This is a genomic window from Mesorhizobium sp. M0048, from assembly GCF_040323405.1.
In the GTDB taxonomy this organism is placed as follows: Bacteria; Pseudomonadota; Alphaproteobacteria; order Rhizobiales; family Rhizobiaceae; genus Mesorhizobium.
Genome location: NZ_JAMYUV010000013.1, coordinates 1 through 15012, shown reverse-complemented (window position 1 = coordinate 15012; position 15012 = coordinate 1). Strand labels below are relative to the sequence as shown.

At 61.7% G+C, this 15012-nt stretch carries 16 protein-coding genes and 1 pseudogene; 10 read left to right on the top strand and 7 right to left on the bottom strand.

Features of this window, described 5'->3' with window-relative positions; genetic code table 11:
* The first annotated feature begins 11 nt into the window (after window positions 1–11).
* The 7 genes from NKJ84_RS14605 to NKJ84_RS14575 are packed head-to-tail and all read left to right on the top strand — an operon-like array spanning window position 12 to window position 6425.
* A complete protein-coding gene (locus tag NKJ84_RS14605; RefSeq protein WP_352507022.1) occupies window positions 12–1007 on the top strand; it encodes an ABC transporter permease in 996 nt (331 codons plus the stop codon).
* Window position 1008: 1 nt separating this feature from the next.
* Window positions 1009–1794, top strand: a complete 786-nt coding sequence (locus NKJ84_RS14600) for an SDR family NAD(P)-dependent oxidoreductase (RefSeq protein WP_352507021.1) — start codon at window positions 1009–1011, stop codon at window positions 1792–1794.
* A gap of 17 nt (window positions 1795–1811) precedes the next feature.
* Window positions 1812–3017 carry a CaiB/BaiF CoA transferase family protein gene (locus NKJ84_RS14595; protein ID WP_352507020.1) on the top strand — a complete coding sequence of 402 codons (1206 nt, stop codon included), beginning with the start codon at window positions 1812–1814 and terminating at the stop codon, window positions 3015–3017.
* 2 nt (window positions 3018–3019) lie between these two features.
* Entirely contained in the window at window positions 3020–3805 is a 786-nt protein-coding gene (locus NKJ84_RS14590) for an enoyl-CoA hydratase/isomerase family protein (RefSeq protein ID WP_352507019.1), read from the top strand.
* Window positions 3802–5577 carry a CoA-transferase gene (locus NKJ84_RS14585; protein ID WP_352507018.1) on the top strand — a complete coding sequence of 592 codons (1776 nt, stop codon included), beginning with the start codon at window positions 3802–3804 and terminating at the stop codon, window positions 5575–5577. The genes NKJ84_RS14590 and NKJ84_RS14585 overlap by 4 nt, the downstream gene beginning before the upstream one ends.
* Before the next feature lie 14 nt (window positions 5578–5591).
* On the top strand, window positions 5592–6098 hold the full coding sequence (locus NKJ84_RS14580) for an SMP-30/gluconolactonase/LRE family protein (RefSeq protein WP_352507017.1): 507 nt from the start codon (window positions 5592–5594) through the stop codon (window positions 6096–6098).
* 3 nt (window positions 6099–6101) lie between these two features.
* A complete protein-coding gene (locus NKJ84_RS14575) occupies window positions 6102–6425 on the top strand; it encodes an SMP-30/gluconolactonase/LRE family protein (RefSeq protein WP_352507016.1) in 324 nt (107 codons plus the stop codon).
* A gap of 20 nt (window positions 6426–6445) precedes the next feature.
* Here NKJ84_RS14575 and NKJ84_RS14570 read toward each other — a convergent pair whose 3' ends face one another.
* Window positions 6446–6787 (bottom strand): antibiotic biosynthesis monooxygenase family protein, encoded by a 342-nt coding sequence (locus NKJ84_RS14570; RefSeq protein ID WP_352507015.1) that lies wholly within the window; start codon window positions 6785–6787, stop codon window positions 6446–6448.
* A 168-nt stretch (window positions 6788–6955) separates the two neighbouring features.
* Window positions 6956–7450: an EF-hand domain-containing protein gene (locus tag NKJ84_RS14565; protein WP_352507014.1), complete on the bottom strand. Its 495-nt coding sequence runs from the start codon at window positions 7448–7450 to the stop codon at window positions 6956–6958.
* Window positions 7451–7619: 169 nt separating this feature from the next.
* Here NKJ84_RS14565 and NKJ84_RS14560 point away from each other — a divergent pair, with 169 nt between their 5' ends.
* The gene (locus NKJ84_RS14560; protein ID WP_352507013.1) at window positions 7620–7886 is read left to right on the top strand and encodes a DUF3606 domain-containing protein; all 267 of its coding nucleotides are present in this window, start codon (window positions 7620–7622) and stop codon (window positions 7884–7886) included.
* A 33-nt stretch (window positions 7887–7919) separates the two neighbouring features.
* Here NKJ84_RS14560 and NKJ84_RS14555 read toward each other — a convergent pair whose 3' ends face one another.
* The gene (locus NKJ84_RS14555; protein WP_352507012.1) at window positions 7920–8468 is read right to left on the bottom strand and encodes a DNA-3-methyladenine glycosylase; all 549 of its coding nucleotides are present in this window, start codon (window positions 8466–8468) and stop codon (window positions 7920–7922) included.
* 94 nt (window positions 8469–8562) lie between these two features.
* The gene (locus NKJ84_RS14550; protein WP_352507011.1) at window positions 8563–8892 is read right to left on the bottom strand and encodes a hypothetical protein; all 330 of its coding nucleotides are present in this window, start codon (window positions 8890–8892) and stop codon (window positions 8563–8565) included.
* Window positions 8893–9122: 230 nt separating this feature from the next.
* On the opposite strand from NKJ84_RS14550, the gene NKJ84_RS14545 reads away from it, so the two are divergent.
* Entirely contained in the window at window positions 9123–9641 is a 519-nt protein-coding gene (locus NKJ84_RS14545; RefSeq protein WP_352507010.1) for a metallophosphoesterase, read from the top strand.
* 74 nt (window positions 9642–9715) lie between these two features.
* Window positions 9716–10024 carry a hypothetical protein gene (locus tag NKJ84_RS14540; RefSeq protein WP_352477109.1) on the top strand — a complete coding sequence of 103 codons (309 nt, stop codon included), beginning with the start codon at window positions 9716–9718 and terminating at the stop codon, window positions 10022–10024.
* 110 nt (window positions 10025–10134) lie between these two features.
* On the opposite strand, the pseudogene NKJ84_RS14535 reads toward NKJ84_RS14540, so the two are convergent.
* The 3 genes and pseudogenes from NKJ84_RS14535 to NKJ84_RS14525 form a co-directional block, all read right to left on the bottom strand.
* Window positions 10135–10363, bottom strand: a pseudogene (locus NKJ84_RS14535) (hypothetical protein).
* Window positions 10364–10634: 271 nt separating this feature from the next.
* Window positions 10635–14096 carry an Eco57I restriction-modification methylase domain-containing protein gene (locus NKJ84_RS14530; protein WP_352507009.1) on the bottom strand — a complete coding sequence of 1154 codons (3462 nt, stop codon included), beginning with the start codon at window positions 14094–14096 and terminating at the stop codon, window positions 10635–10637.
* Window positions 14084–14710: a hypothetical protein gene (locus NKJ84_RS14525; protein WP_352507008.1), complete on the bottom strand. Its 627-nt coding sequence runs from the start codon at window positions 14708–14710 to the stop codon at window positions 14084–14086. Before NKJ84_RS14525 ends, NKJ84_RS14530 begins: the two co-directional genes overlap by 13 nt.
* Window positions 14711–15012 lie beyond the last annotated feature (302 nt).

Genomic DNA, 15012 nt, shown 5'->3' with positions numbered 1-15012 from the left:
GGGACCAAGTGATGAGCCTGGCAGGCACCGACACGTTGAAAGCTGGGCCGTCCATGCTGGCGCGGCTCGTCGCACGGCAGGAAGTGGCATTGCTCCTCTGCCTCATCCTGGTGATCGCGTTCTTTTCCTTCACCGCCGAGAATTTCTTCTCTGTGCGCAACATCACCAATGTGCTCGGTCAGGCTTCGCTAGCACTGACAGCCGGCATAGGCTGCGCCATCGTCTTCATCTCCGGCGAGGTCGACATCTCGATCGGGTCGCTGCTGGCGACCATCGCGCTGCCGCTGATCATCATCATGAACGACACCAACTCGCTTGTGCTCGGCATCAGCGGTGCGCTGCTGTTCGGGCTGATCATCGGCGTCGTGAATGGTTATCTGACGGCCTATGCCGGCATCAACTCGCTGATCGTGACCCTGGGCACGATGTTCATCATGCGCGGCGGTGTCTACCTCTACACCGGCCAGCGCGCCATCCCCGACGATGCAGCGCTCGACAGCTTCATCGCGCTGTCGGACGGTCGCCTGTTCAACGTCGTTCCCTATTCGGCTGTCATTGCCCTCGTTCTGCTCGCCGTCTTCGCCTACGTGATGCAGCACCGGCCGTTCGGGCGGCAGATCTATGCCGTCGGCGGCAATCCGGAAGTAGCGCGGCTGGCAGGCTACGACGTGCGCCGCGTCAAGTTCATCTGCTTCATCATCAGCGCGCTGCTGGCAACGGTAGCCGGCATTATCCTGGCCGCCCGCGTCGGCTCGGCGCAGCATACGGCTGGGCTGAATTTCGAGTTCCAGGTCGTCGCCGCCACCGTGCTCGGCGGGGTGAGCCTTGCCGGCGGCATCGGCAGCCTGACCGGCATGGCGCTCGGCGTGTTGATCCTGCAGTTCCTGTCCAACGGGCTGCGCGGGCTCGGCCTGCCGACCGAATGGCAATTGGTCATCACCGGCATGATCATCATTGCCGCCGTCGCTTTCGACGAAGCGAAGCGCCGGCGCGCCATTGGAGTCTGACATGGATCGTCTCAAAGGGAAAACCGCAATCGTCACCGGCGCCGCCGACGGCATCGGCCATGCGATCAGCGAGGCAATGGCGCGTGAGGGCGCGCACGTCTTCCTCGGCGACATCGATGATGAGAAGGGCGAAAAATTCGCAGCCGAGCTGCGCGCCGCCGGCCACCGCGCTGACTACATCCATTGCGACGTGGCGGAGGAGGCCGACATCGCCGCCCTGGTAGACGGCGCCGTCGGCAAAACCGGCCATCTCGACATTCTGGTCAACAATGCCGCCATCGCCATCGGCGGCATGCCGGTCCATGAGATGACCGACGAGCAGTGGCACCGGCTGATCGCAGTCAACCTGACCAGCGTGTTCCGCGGCTGCAAATATGCGCTGCCGCATATGATCGCGCAGAAATCGGGCTCGATCATCAACATGGCCTCGGCGCAAGGTCATATCGGGCTCGACGGCTGGACCGCCTATGCCGGCGCCAAAGGTGCGGTGATGGCGATGACGCGTCAGATGGCGGTCGAGTTCGGCCCGCTCAACATCCGCGTCAACTCGATCTCGCCCGGAACCATCAACACGCCGATGAACGACAAACTGATCAAGGAGATCGGCGGCAATCTCGCCAAGGCCTGGGTGAAAATGCATCCGCTCGGTCGCATCGGCAAACCGTCCGAAGTGGCAGAAGCCGCCGTCTATCTCGCCTCCGACGCCGCCGGCTTCACCACCGGTACCGACCTGCGCGTCGACGGCGGCCTCACCGCGGCACCCCGCTACGTACCCGACCTGCTTTGACAACCAATGAGACAAAAATGAACAAGGCCCTCGAAGGCGTCCGCATCCTCGATTTCAGCCATCTGCTGCAGGGGCCGTTCGCCACGCAGCTGCTCGGCGACATGGGCGCCGACGTCATCAAGATCGAGCGTTCAGGCGCCGGCGACATGTTCCGCGGCATGACCTTCTTCGCCAAATGGGTCGGCGGCTCCGAAAGCCCGAATTTCCTCGCTTGGAACCGCAACAAGCGCTCCATCGCGCTCAACCTGAAAAGCCGCAAGGTGCATGCCATCATCATGGACATGGCTGAGAAGGCCGATGTGGTGGTGCAGAATTTCCGCCCCGGCGTGCTCGCCAGGCTCGGCTATGGCTACGAGGATTTCAGGGCGGTCAATCCCGCCATCATCTATTGCTCGGGTTCCGGCTATGGCGAGGAGGGCCCCTACGTTGAGCGCCCCGGCCAGGACATGCTGATCCAGGGATTGTCCGGGCTGATCTCCAACACCGGCCGCGGCGATCAGGCTCCTGTTCCGGCCGGTGCCGGCCTGGCCGACCAGATCGGCGCCATGAACATGGTCTACGGCATCCTGTCGGCGCTCTACTATCGCGAGAAGACCGGCAAGGGCCAGAAGATCGAGGTCAATCTGCTCGCCGGCATGCTGGCGCATCTCAATCAGGAATATGTCGCCGTGCTCAATCTCGGTGAGGATTTCGTGCGCCCGAATTCCGGCATCGGCCACCCCGGCATGCAGGCGCCGTTCGGTGTCTATGAAGCGAAGGACGGCGGCTATGTGTCGATCGCCATGAGCCCGTTCAAGACGCTGTACGAAGTGCTGGAGGCGCCGCAGCTTGCCGTCTACGACGATCTGAAGACCCTGTTCGACAGGCGCGACGAGGTGTTCGACAAGGTCAACGCCGAAACCAGGAAGTTTGCCACGCAGGACCTGCTGGCGCGGCTGCTCGCAGCCGACATCTGGTGCGCCGAGGTGAAGGACATAAGGCGCGCAGCCGAGGACCCGCAGGTTAAGCACCTGGGCATGATCACCAGCTACGATCATCCGCGCGGCGGCAAGGTCAGGGTGGTCGCGCCGGCTGTCAAGATGAGCGAGACGCCGGCTACCATAGAGCGGCCGGCGCCGCTGGTCGGCCAGCATGGCCGCGAGATACTGGCCGAGTTCGGCCTCTCCAGCGGCGAGATTGCAGCGCTTGAGGCGTCCGGCGATATGACCGTGGATGCTGCCTGACGATGAGCGTTTACCAGACACTCAGCTTGGAAATATCCGGGCGCGTCGCAGTCGTCACCTTCCGGCGCGCCGATCAGCTCAACGCCATGAACCGGCTGATGCAAAGCGAGATCACCGAGGTTTTCGAGGCGCTGTCGCAGGATGACGGCGTCGGCGCGATCGTAGTGACCGGCGAGGGGCGCGGCTTCATGGCCGGCGCCGACATCAAGGAATACGCTGCCCAGACAGCTATCGAGTTCGACGCCTTCCAGGCCGCCGGCACGCGCATGTATGCGGCAGTCGAGAACAACCGCAAGCCGGTCATCGCCGCGGTCAATGGTTTTGCGCTCGGCGGCGGTATGGAGTTGGTGCTGTGTTGCGACATCGTCATCGCGAACCAGTTCGCGAAGCTCGGCCTGCCGGAGATCAAGCTAGGGCTGGTCCCCGGCGGCGGCGGCACGCAGCGCAGCGTCCAAAAGCTCGGCCGCAACCGCGCCAACCTTTTGCTGATGACCGGCGCCATCGTGCCGGCTTCCGAGTTCGTCGCCGCCGGGCTGGTCAACGAAGTCGTCGACGCCGAAAAGCTGATGCCGCGGGCGCTGGAACTCGCCGGCATGATAGCCGCCGAACCGGCTGCCGCGATCGAGGCATTGAAGGCGCTGACAGCGCACGCAGTGTCGGGCGACTTGGCGGGAGGCCTTGCCATGGAGCGCGACGTACTGGGCCGGCTTTATCGTAGCGAGACCGGCCAGCAGCGGGTGAAGGCGTTCGCCGAAAAAAGCGCCGCGCGGCCGAAGGCTGGGCAATGACATCCCTGGTCAAGCCGAACCGGCCGCGCTTCACCGATGTCGAGAGCCTGGCCGCGATGGTCGGCGGCGGCGATGTCTTCGGCGTCGGCGGGCATCATTTTGCCCGGTTGCCGATCGCCCTGCTGCGCGCCATCGCCCGCTCGGGCGTCAAAGGCCTACGCTATGTCTGCTGGGCCGGCGGCCTGCCGCTCGAACTGCTCCTCGAAGCGGATGCCGTGGCGGAGATCGACATCTGCTTTTCCAGCCTCGACATTTTTGGCTTGCCGCCGCGCTTCCGCGCGGCCGCCGAGACCAATGCCGTGCCGGTCCGCGACTGGACGGCGCTGGCCATGATCCAGGCGTTGCGGGCGGCGCAGCAGAACCTGCCGTCGATGCCGTTTCAGCTTCCCGAGGGCTCGGACATGCTGGCGCGCGTGCCGGGCGCGATCGCCGTGCCAGATCCCATTGCCAGAACCGAGATCGGGTTCATCCCGGCCTTGCGGCTCGACACGTTCGTCGTCCATGGCCAGCGCGCCGACGAGAGCGGCAATGTCCAGATCATCGGGCCGCGGGCGCTGGATTTCGCCATGGCCGGCGCGGCGCGCCAGGTGCTGGTCACGGTTGAGGAAATCGTCCCGGTCGGGGCGCTGCGCCATGACGGCCGGCAAAGCATTTTGACCCGCAATCAGGTGTCGGCCATAGCGCTGGCGCCGGGCGGCGCCTATCCCGCCTCCTGCCTGCCATTCTATGTGACGGATTATCAAGCGTTGGCGGGGGCGTTCGCGGTCAAGGAAATACCTTTGTCGGACAGCCTGAGCATGCCTTCGGAAGGCGTGCCGGAGCGGGTTCAAGACGCTGCAAAAGTCCGGGCTGAGACAGTCCTCGCCATGCCCCGGCTCGTGCACAGCGAAAAGCAGGCGTCCATCGACGAGATCATCGCCGCCCGCATCGCCGCCGAACTCGACAATGCGAGCTTTGCCAGTGCCGGCGCGGTGTCGCCGCTGGCCAATGTCGCCTATCGGCTGGCCAAAGCGACGCACGCGCCGGACATGATCATCGCCACCATGAGTTGCGGCCATCTCGACATCGCGCCGAGCCCGATGATCCTGTCGCTGATCGAAAGCCTCGATTGCGAAACGGCGGTGGCGCATGCCGGCGGCGACGACACCTATTCGACCTACTACCAGGCCGGCGCAGTGACGCATGAGATCGTCGGTGCCGCGCAGGTCGATCGACGCGGCCGCGTCAACACCATAGCCTTGCGCAAACGCGATGGCAGCGCCATCCGGCTGCCCGGGCAAGGCGGCATGGCCGATGTCGCCAACATGCACCGCGATCATCTGCTCTACGTCCCCCGCCATTCGGTGCAGTCGCTGGTCGATACGGTCGAGATCGCCAGCTCGGCGCGCGGACTGTTGACGCAGGCCGAACGCGAGCCGATGGGCTATCGGACCGGCGCGGCGCTAGTGTTCACCGACCTTTGCGTGTTTCGGCTCGACCGGGAGAGCCGGCAACTGGCCGTCATCGAGACCATGCCGGGCGTGACGCGGCAGCAGATCCAGGATGCCACCGGCTTTGCTGTGATATTCGCTGCCCATTGCCGCGACGTTCCGCTGCCCGCGAACGAGACGCTCGATGTCCTGCGAAACCGGATCGACCCGCTCGGCCTGCGGCGACTGGAATTCGTCAGCGCCAAGGAGCGCGGCGCGCTGATCGCCGAGATCCTCGCGGCCGACCGGCTGATGGTCGAGCGCTGTATAGCCGCGCAGCAATCGCATACCGAAACAGGCTGAAGAGGGGGCGGCGCATGGCAAAGCCGTTGCTCGAAATGTCGGCCGCGAAGGTCTTCTTAGACGGCATCTTCACCAGCCCGCGCGTCGCGCATCCTGAAGGCGTGGCCATCCATAGCGACGGCTCGATCTGGTGCGGCACCGAAACCGGCGACCTGTTGCGGCTGGCCGCCGATGGCAGCTCGGTCGAACGTATGGGTGGCACGGAAGGCTTTCTGCTTGGCATCGCGTTCGATAGCGCAGGCAACTGCTTTGCTTGCGATCTCAGACATGCGGCGGTCTTTCGCTGGGATGCCGCGGTGGCCGAGATGCAACGCTTCGCTTCGGCCGGCATCCGCGTGCCGAATTATCCGATCGTCGACGAGGCGCGCGGCTGGCTCTATGTCTCCGATAGCCTCGGCGAAGACAACCGTTCCGGTATCTTCCGCTATGATCTGAAGACCGGCGAAGGCGGCCTGTGGTGCCGCGAGGCCATGGCCTTCGCCAACGGCATGGCGTTGGCGCCGGATGGCAATGGGCTTTAGGTCGTGGAAAGCCACGCGGCCTGCGTCAGCTATGTGCCGATCCGTGCCGACGGCACGGCAGGACCTCGCCAGCTCGTCGTGGACGGCGTGAACAACGTCCCCGATGGCGTCGCCGTGGCGCCGGACGGTTCGCTGTTCATCTCGTGCTACGAGCCGAGCCGCATCTATCGCTGGCGACAGGATAGCGGGCTCGAGGTGCTGATCGAGGATCCGGCGGCAACCACGCTCGCCCATCCCACCAACATCGCCTTCAAGGGCGACAAGCTCTACACCGCAAATCTCGGCCGCTGGCACATTACCGAAATCGACTTGACGGCGATTCCATAGATCTGGGCAGCGGCGGCGCCCTATGCCAGCCGGCCGTGACTGGAGCGGATGCGCAGCACCTGCACCCTCGACGGCAGCTCGATCAGGAACTCTTCGTCACGCTCCAGATGGTGGATCTTCGTCGGATCGCCACCGGTGAATGCCGCCATCGCCTCGACGTTTTCCCAATAGGAGATCGTCACGAATTCCGAATGGCTCGGCGTGTCCTCGCGAAAGGTCTGCACGCCCAGGGCCTTCTCGATCAGCGGCTTGATGCCGGCTTCGTAATTGTAACTCTCGTAGGCATCCGCCTTTTCAGGCATTGTTCTGCCGCGCCAGATACGGGCGATGGTCGGAGTTTTCTCCGTAATTTTCTCTGTCATGGCCAACGAATCCCTGCTGGTCTGATTGGTCAGCCGGCGTTGGAATGCCAGCCAAGGAACGGATCTCCCCGGCTGGCAGCCTGGTATCCCGTTGCCAGCGACGTTTCATCTTCCCGGCCGACATAGGTGGCGCTGCCCGGCTAGGCCTCTTGCCGACCGGTGGGAGACTTACTCCTGATCCTCGGTGCCGCCTCCGTGGAAGAAGGACCGGATTTCCTGCATGTCGACGCTGCCGTCACCGTCCTCATCGACGGCGTTGAATATCCGCCCGACGAAATCCTGGACTTCGGTCTGAGAAAGCGCGCCGTCGCCATCGGCATCAACTATGGCGAACATCATTCGCATCCTCGCGCCATGCATCCCCCGTCCCATGCCACCGCCGCCACCCGTCTCCCAGCCTCGGTCAGGCGGGCCCATCCTGTAGTCGCGATGCCAGCGGTCGCGACCGCGCCGTTCCGCCCGGGGCGCGCGATCCTCTTGCATTCTCTCCTCCAGCATTTCGGTCATCATCTGGCGCATCATATCGCGCATGGCATCCTGGCTTTGCCCACTCATTCCGGGCGCCGGAGCTGCGGGCGCGGGCGGGCTCGTCTGGCCGAATGCCGGCGCGGCCAACATAGCCAGCGCCGCGGCAACTACAGTGGTTTTGCTTGCGAGCGTCATCGTAATCTCCATCGGTATGAATTGGTGGCTGCTGCATCCAAGCCAAACCGGCTGCTCGCCTCATGGTTCCTGGTCAGTCTGCTCGGCGGCGCAAAAGTCCGCCCGGTCGCGGCAACGAAAGCCGCTTGCCCACGTTGCCGTTGATGCGAAGCTCCACCAGGAGGAAAAAATGGCCGACGATAAGAGCAAGCGGGATTTCCGCGACCGCGATCGCGTTTCGGCGGAAGACGACCGTGAAGTCGAGTATTTTGCCCAGCAGAACGGCATCACCGCCGACCAGGTCCGCCAGCTGATCAAGAACTTCGGCAATGATCGCGGCCGCCTGGTCGAAGCCGCGAAGGCGTTGCGAGGGATTTCACCTGCCGGAGCCGACGAGGTGACCAGGGAAGCCCGCCAGCAGGCGACACCTATGCATCTCGGCAAACCCGACGAGTGATGCCAGGCAGCTGCTCTGCCGCTGCCGCAGGCGTCAGAACTTGCGGCTCAGATAATCCGAGCCGCGCAGCCCGAACCGCCACTCGGCATCGACAGCCTTGGAAATGCCGATCCGGCGGCCTGTAAGAATGGCGCTGGCGTCGCCCGGCTGCCTGAATTCGAATGGCGGCGCGTCCAGCGGCAGCCCGTCATGGGATTTGTCGATTGCCAGCGCCTGGCAAAGGCGACCCGGTCCCGAGCAAAGCAGCCGGGGGTCGTCAACGCCGCGATTGGCCCGCATCACCTCCAGTCCGGATTGCGGTTCGATTGCGCGGATGAGCACGGCGCTGCCGGGCAGGCACACGGCATTGAGGCACCAGTGCAGGCCATAGGAGCGATAGACATACGCGCTGCCTGGGGTGCCGAACATGGCGCCATTGCGCACCGTCCTGCCACCGAAAGCATGCGAAGCCGGGTCATCGGGGCGATAGGCTTCGGTCTCGACGATGATGCCGCCAACGCCGTGCAAAAGCAGCGTCGCGCCAATCATGTCGCGCGCCACGGTGGTGGCGTCTCGGGCAAAGAATTGGTGGTTCGTGGTCAACGTGCACCGGACTGATCGCGCCTCAACCTGGCGCGTCAGCAAGTTCCCGGACCGGAAGCAAAATGTCCAGCCACTGCTCTCGGATCTGCGATATTCAGCGCAGCATGGCTGCGCCGATGAAAACCGCAGCGGCCAGCACGACGATGGCGGCAATCACCAGCACCGGCCCATATCGGCGCGGCTGGACGTCGGGCTCATCCTTCAGCGGACGCATCGCATTGGCATAGCTCGCCTGGTTGGTGAACTCCGGCTTTTCATGAGGCGCAGACCGATCCTTTGCCGGAACGCTGCCGGCCGATTCAGCGTCGGTTTCCATGGGAGCCGCGGCTGGGTCGATCCCCGGGGTCTTATCCCCTCCGCGCCCGGCGTCGATATCGCCCCGCGCTTGAGCCGGGCTTCGCCCAACAGGTGCTGCGTCGGTCATCGTCGAGGTCCTTTCAGAGGATCGGCCTCAAGCATTCTAACCTGCGTCTCATTCCAAAGTTCCCCGTTTCAAAGTTCCCCCTTCTTAAAGTTCCAACAAGCGGAAGCCACCTGGGCCTGCTTCCAGGAACAACCGGCGATCGAGCGGGTTGAGCAAGCATCGGGAGAGCAACATGGACTTGGTGCGCCACGCGCCTACATGCGCGGCAGTTCGACAACGGGCCCCAGCGCATGATCTACTTCACCGCCGACACGCATTTCAGCGACCCGCGCATTTTGCGCATCGACCGCCGCCCGTTCGGCTCGCTGGCGGAGCATGATCGGGCGCTCATTGCGTTCTGGAACGAGACTGTCGGCCCGGACGACGAGGTCTGGCACCTCGGCGATTTTGCCAAGGGCTCGGCGTCCTTCGTGTCGTCGCTGCTGTCGTCTCTTCATGGCAGCAAGCACTTGATCATCGGCAACAACGATGCTGCGGCCACCATTGACGCGACGGGTTGGGCGAGCACCCAGCACTACAAGGAGCTGACGCTCGGCGGCAGCCTGCTGATCCTTTGCCACTATCCTTTTCGCACCTGGAACCAGATCGGCCGGAAATCGATCGACCTGCATGGCCATTCGCACGGCCGGCTCACCCCGGTCACGCGTCAATATGACGTCGGTGTCGACAGCTGGGATTTTCGTCCGGTCACGCTTCCCACCATCCTCGCCAGCCGCGGCCGCCGGCCGGCGCGGGCAAAACCCGGCTGAAGGCGGCTGGCCGCAACCGGAACCTCCGCGGGGCTGAGGCGTTCGAAAAATTGCAAGGCGTAAAGGCAACGGCAATGGCTCAGAAGATCACGACAGGCGCGAACGACCGGCCGCGCAATGAAACCATCGGCCAATCCGGCGAAGGCCTGCCGGACGATAGCAGCAGGCCGCTCGAGGTCGATGAAGGCTGGGTCGCCCGGTTGAGAAACAAGCTGCAGGGCAAGCCCCGGCAAGCCGCTCAAACCAACATGGACGAGGTTCCGGCAGGCGTCCCCGGCGCTGGCGAGAACATTTGCCGCCGCTGTGCAGGGTCAGGCATGATCGACGGCCGGACCTGCCCCGAATGCGGCGGAACCGGCAAGGTGACGACGCCGATAGGCTGAGGCTAGAGCAATTCCAGGAAAAGTGTGAAACGGTTTTCCGTCCGGAATTGCGTCAAAAAAAGAGGAGACCGGTTCTGCGTTTCCGTGAAACGCAGAACCGTCCAGCACGGTCAGATCGCCGGCACCCACTTCCAGAACACGCCCTCCTTGCGGTCGGGGTAGTGCTTGAAGTCGCATTCGAAGCGCCAGCCGTAATTCTTGGCAGCGGCAAGCGCCTCCTTGCTGACCGGGTTCATGCCGGTTCGCGGCGCAAACCTCCAGCAGGTCGTCAGGTATGTAGGCGCCGATCCTCAACGGCAGCTTTTCGAGGACGACATCCATTTCGGGCGGTGCGGGCACGGGGGCGCTCCCTTCGCAAACTGCTGATTAAGAAGTGGTTCGAGGTGGATTGGGTTCCAGTCGATCGCCGAGATGCTAGGTGATTGTGGGGGGGCAGACTGGGTTCGGTGTCCCGGTTATGAGGTGTGGCGGAGATGGGAGATCGGCAGATCGCAAGTTTTGCGCAGCGGGCAGGACTTCGAACCTGTGACCTCTGCCTGCGGTGCGCGACTAATTTGCGCCTGCAACTCGCCTCTGAACTCGTCGACTGTCGGAATTTCCCGGGCGACCGCTAGCCTTCCACAACAGCATCTGGATGTCCCGCCGCAAGTGCATTCATGTAATGCAGACACACGTCACGCGACCGGTAACTGCCCCAGGTCCCTGTTTCCTCGCGCTCAACGATTGGAAATGTGGAATAGATGTACCGCACGTCATCCCGGTCTGTGATCCCGTAGAGGTGGAAGTACAGCGCATCGAGTTTGGCTCGAAGATGCAGCCTGCGGTTTTCGTCCCAGACAAAAGGAGGCTTCACCGAACCGTCTTCATTCACATACCCTGTAGCCACGGCAAAGGGTGCCATATCGTGCGCCGTGTACGTAAGCTCCAGTACGGCCTCGGTAACAATCTCAAGAGCAGTTTTATCGCCGAAGTAGGCCACGCTGTATGTATCGGGCGGGATCACAGGCAGTTGCTCGACAATATACCAGTTCAGGTGGGTACTTTGGGCCTTCTGTCGCACCACATAATCTAAACCAATTGCACACAGGTTCCCCAACAAGGCGGATAACAGAATGCTTTGCCCGTCCGGCAATATCAAAGGCAGAGTGTTCCCAGCGCCGGTACGAGGCAAGGCCGCCGCGATCATTGTTCGGGCGTCAGTAGCTCGCGCAATATCACGAAATCCAATTGTCCAGCCTAGGTTCATAGGCAGAGTGATTTCCCGTTCGGGTACCCAATACTGAGGGGTCGTAAGGAAATCCGGATCAGCTTTTTCCTCGGGTGTCACGTCTCCGCTCAATGCAGCGTTGTGTAGGTTGGCATCATTAACCCGTACCGAGGCCGCACGGTGATCGAAGATATGGATCATCCGCCCCGCATAGAGAGGTACCCAGTCTCCGGCCGTGCTCCGATACCTGTTTTGTCCAACCGGGTAAGCGCCTTCGATGTTCTCCAATTCCGTAAGTGTTCGGAACAGGGCGCTGTCGTTCGTCATGTCGAACATACGCGTGTACCTCACGGGCCACGCCTTGACCGGATCATCGCCAGACCGATCAACAAGCACTGGCAAGCGATTGTAAATTGAGGTCGTCAGTTCGGCATCGCGCCGGGTCTTAAAAATTGGAGCCGTGCCCGTGTTCGGGTTAACGCGCATAAAATCTTCCGGAGTGAGAGGAAAGCAGCGTTCGGGGTCTCTTAGTTCGGACGTGTCCTGAAGGAAGAAGGCGCATTTAGCCGGGGTTGCAGCAGGAATTGAGCTCGCGATGAATGCGCAGAACTTGAACCTGCTGTCCACGTCGGGAAAGAAGGGCTCGGAATTGTAACGTGTGCGCCTATTTTCAAAGTCATAAAGGGCCCTAAGCCGCCCTTCCGCGGCAACGCCCTTAAAGAATCGAGCGGCAGTCAGGTCAGAAGCTATCCCTGACGGTGTGAGAAGACCAACGGCGCCGTCCCGTTTCACAATCGCCATGGCCCGCTCGACGAACAATGAATAGAGATTCACGTCTCCGCCCGACAAGAGCGGGTAATCCCCGCTTGAACGCGCCATGCGAGTTCCCGCCTCGGCGCGATCGTTCGCCTTGGCAAAGTCCCGTGCCAGCGGGTCGTCAGATGCCTCGAGGGCAACGATCATGCGTTTGCGATCAGAGGCGCGCTGGGCGAGCGCGATTTCACGGCGTCTGGCTGCGAACCATTCCACCTGCTGTAGTTTCATCCGGTCCCAAGGCGGATTGCCTATTACCGCGTCAAATCCTCCGGTGAGGCCTTCCTGCTCCCATTCCGTCCAGACGCCGGGAAACGCGACCTGCCAGTGGAGGAAATTTTGTTCGTCGATCAGTTCCCGCGCCCGGGCAAGGATCGCAGCGAACCGCCGCCCGTCTTCTCGTGCTGCCTCCGGTTCAGCGCGGCGCAAGGCAATCTGTATCGGGTCGCCAAACTGACTGTCGAAAAATGCGCTCACGGCCGCGCGGTCACCTCTATCGCGCAGATTAAGCCAGTCGAGCGCGTGAATGAGCGAAAGAAGCGCATTCAGCGTTTCGGTCATTTCAGTAACTTCGGCGAATACGTCAGCAGATCGATGCGCCTCAGCGATCTCTGCGTCGGTGAGCCCCTCGATTATTTGCATCGAAGCTGCCGCGCGAAGCGCACGTCGCACTGGTTCATGAAGCAACAGCGGACTTCCCTGTACTGTCGCCTTGTCGATGCCCCCTCTCACCCATTCACCGAACAAACTGTCCCCGCAACGCAAATGGTGGTCGAGGAATGACAGCGGGGCGCCAACCGTGAAGGTGTGCAGCCATAGCGCCACCTTCGCCAATTCAACTGCCATCAGATTCTTGTCGACGCCATAGACGCAACGCTTCAAAACCATGCGCCGAATAATATGGCGGTCATCGAGTTGCTCCTCGTTGACAGTCCAGCCGCCCTTCTCGGCATTGTCGAGTATTACGTTGCGAATGGCTTCAATGCGCTCTGCAAGCGGTGAGTGGTAGTCGCCCCATTCAAGCACAACCTCTGCCTCCGCCATGGCTTCGATCACATGGTCTGCGAGTTTATCGACTAGGCTAACAAGGAAGTGGCCGGACCCCATGGCCGGGTCGCACACCTTCAGCTCCAATAACTTCGTCGCGGGATCAAAGCGGGTCAGGGAGCCGCGTCGATTCACTCCCTTGGATTGATTACCCAAAGCTTCTGCCTGTTCCCTGAAGGCGTCTGTGTAACGTGAGACGAGAGGCTGAAGCGTCTCTTCGATGATGAGACCGACAAGATCGTCAGGTGTGTAGTAGCTGCCAGATGCCTTACGGGCGAAGATGTTGGGCCGGACCTCAACCTCGCCATCCTGCCATGTGACCTCATGTTCCAAAAGTCGTTCATAGATCGAACCAAGTTGCTGCACGCTGAGGTCGCGATAGTTGATGTAATGCCTCTGTCCATCCGACTGGGTGAAGGACAATACGTCGATGACGTTCGCGATCAGGGCATCGCCTAGCCGGATGCTTGCGAGCAGCGGAGCTCTGTCACGGCTGAACAGACCCCCATTGTACGGAGGCAAACCAATTGAAGCATCACCGGCGTCTATGGCCCTGCATAGATCGTCAAGAGTGGCCCAATACCGGGCTGCGGTCGCTGAGAACACATCATTAGCATCTTTGCGCCTCTTTACGTCGAGACGGACTTTTTCGCGTAGACTGTAGTCATCGTATCGGGGCTCCCGAACCGGAAGCAGGTCGCGGTCCTCAGCGTAGAGAATGAACAACAGACGATAGAGCAGGATCAGTGCAGCTTCGCGTACTTGCTGAACGAGAGTGCCGCCGGGCGCCGCATCTGCAATGCCCTTGACCAACGCGGGGAATACGAACCCAAAGACGAGATCCGACAAGTCCTTGGCGACACGTTCTTCATAGAACTTGCCTTCCGCAAGTGCGCGGTCGTGGAATGTACGTTGATCGGCACCAGCGACGAATCCTTCCCTACGGAACGTGAGTACGAAGACCTTGAACCAGTGGTTTCGCTCGGTGGTTGTTAGGGCGAACAATCCACCCTCGAAGCCTTCGAGGCCAAGTACAGACCCAGGTCGATTTCAAAGAAATCTTCGGCAATGGATTGCGCACCCGAATAGTATAGTCGCCAGCGCAGACCGTTAGTCAGTATGCCCCACCTGAGATTGCCATTGGTCAGGTCATCCACCCGGCGCAGATAGCGCAGCATCTGAGTGGAGGGAGCGGTGATCTCGTCCCGCTTTTCGGAACGCCGGTCGAGCGGCCGAAGCCATCGCTTGCTTTCGACCAGCGCAGCGCCGAACTCATAACGCCGCCATTCTTCGGGACGAGCATTAGCCCGGCTCTTTGCGGCGTCGTCAATGAATAGAAGCGCGTCCGGAACGTCCTGCCGACCGCTCGCGGTAAGGTTTTGTTGTGTCAGGAACTGCTCCCAACCTAGCGCTCTGAGAATCGGCCAGATCAGGTCGTTTTCGGTCGTGGCCTCGTTGGGCGTCTGGCTCGTAGGGAACCGTGCAAAGACACCATTGATCGTCGTGCGTATAGCATTCAGATCGTGCCCAGTGAGGGCTTGCCAATCGTGCAGATCAACTATGGAGCTTTCCACAAAGTCACTTGTGAACAGGCTTCCACGATAGGCACTGGATACCAAAACTGCATTCCCCCAAGAATCCCACGAGGTAGTTTGTGATAGATCACAGAGCGGTTAGGTTCAAAGGGTATCTTGAAGTGCCAAGTCGCATCAGCTGCAATAACTTAGGTCGCTATGGACGTAGCACCGTTCTGGGCGTAGCTAGCCCAACTTCTTTATCTTAATGCGTGAGCGGCCCGAGACATAGGTGACGATTTGGACCGGACACATAGGTAACACTTTTCGGTTTTTGCCGGGAGGTGTTGATGCCGTGGAGAGAGTGTTCGGTGATGGAGGAACGTCTTCGCTTTGTGGCTCGCCTG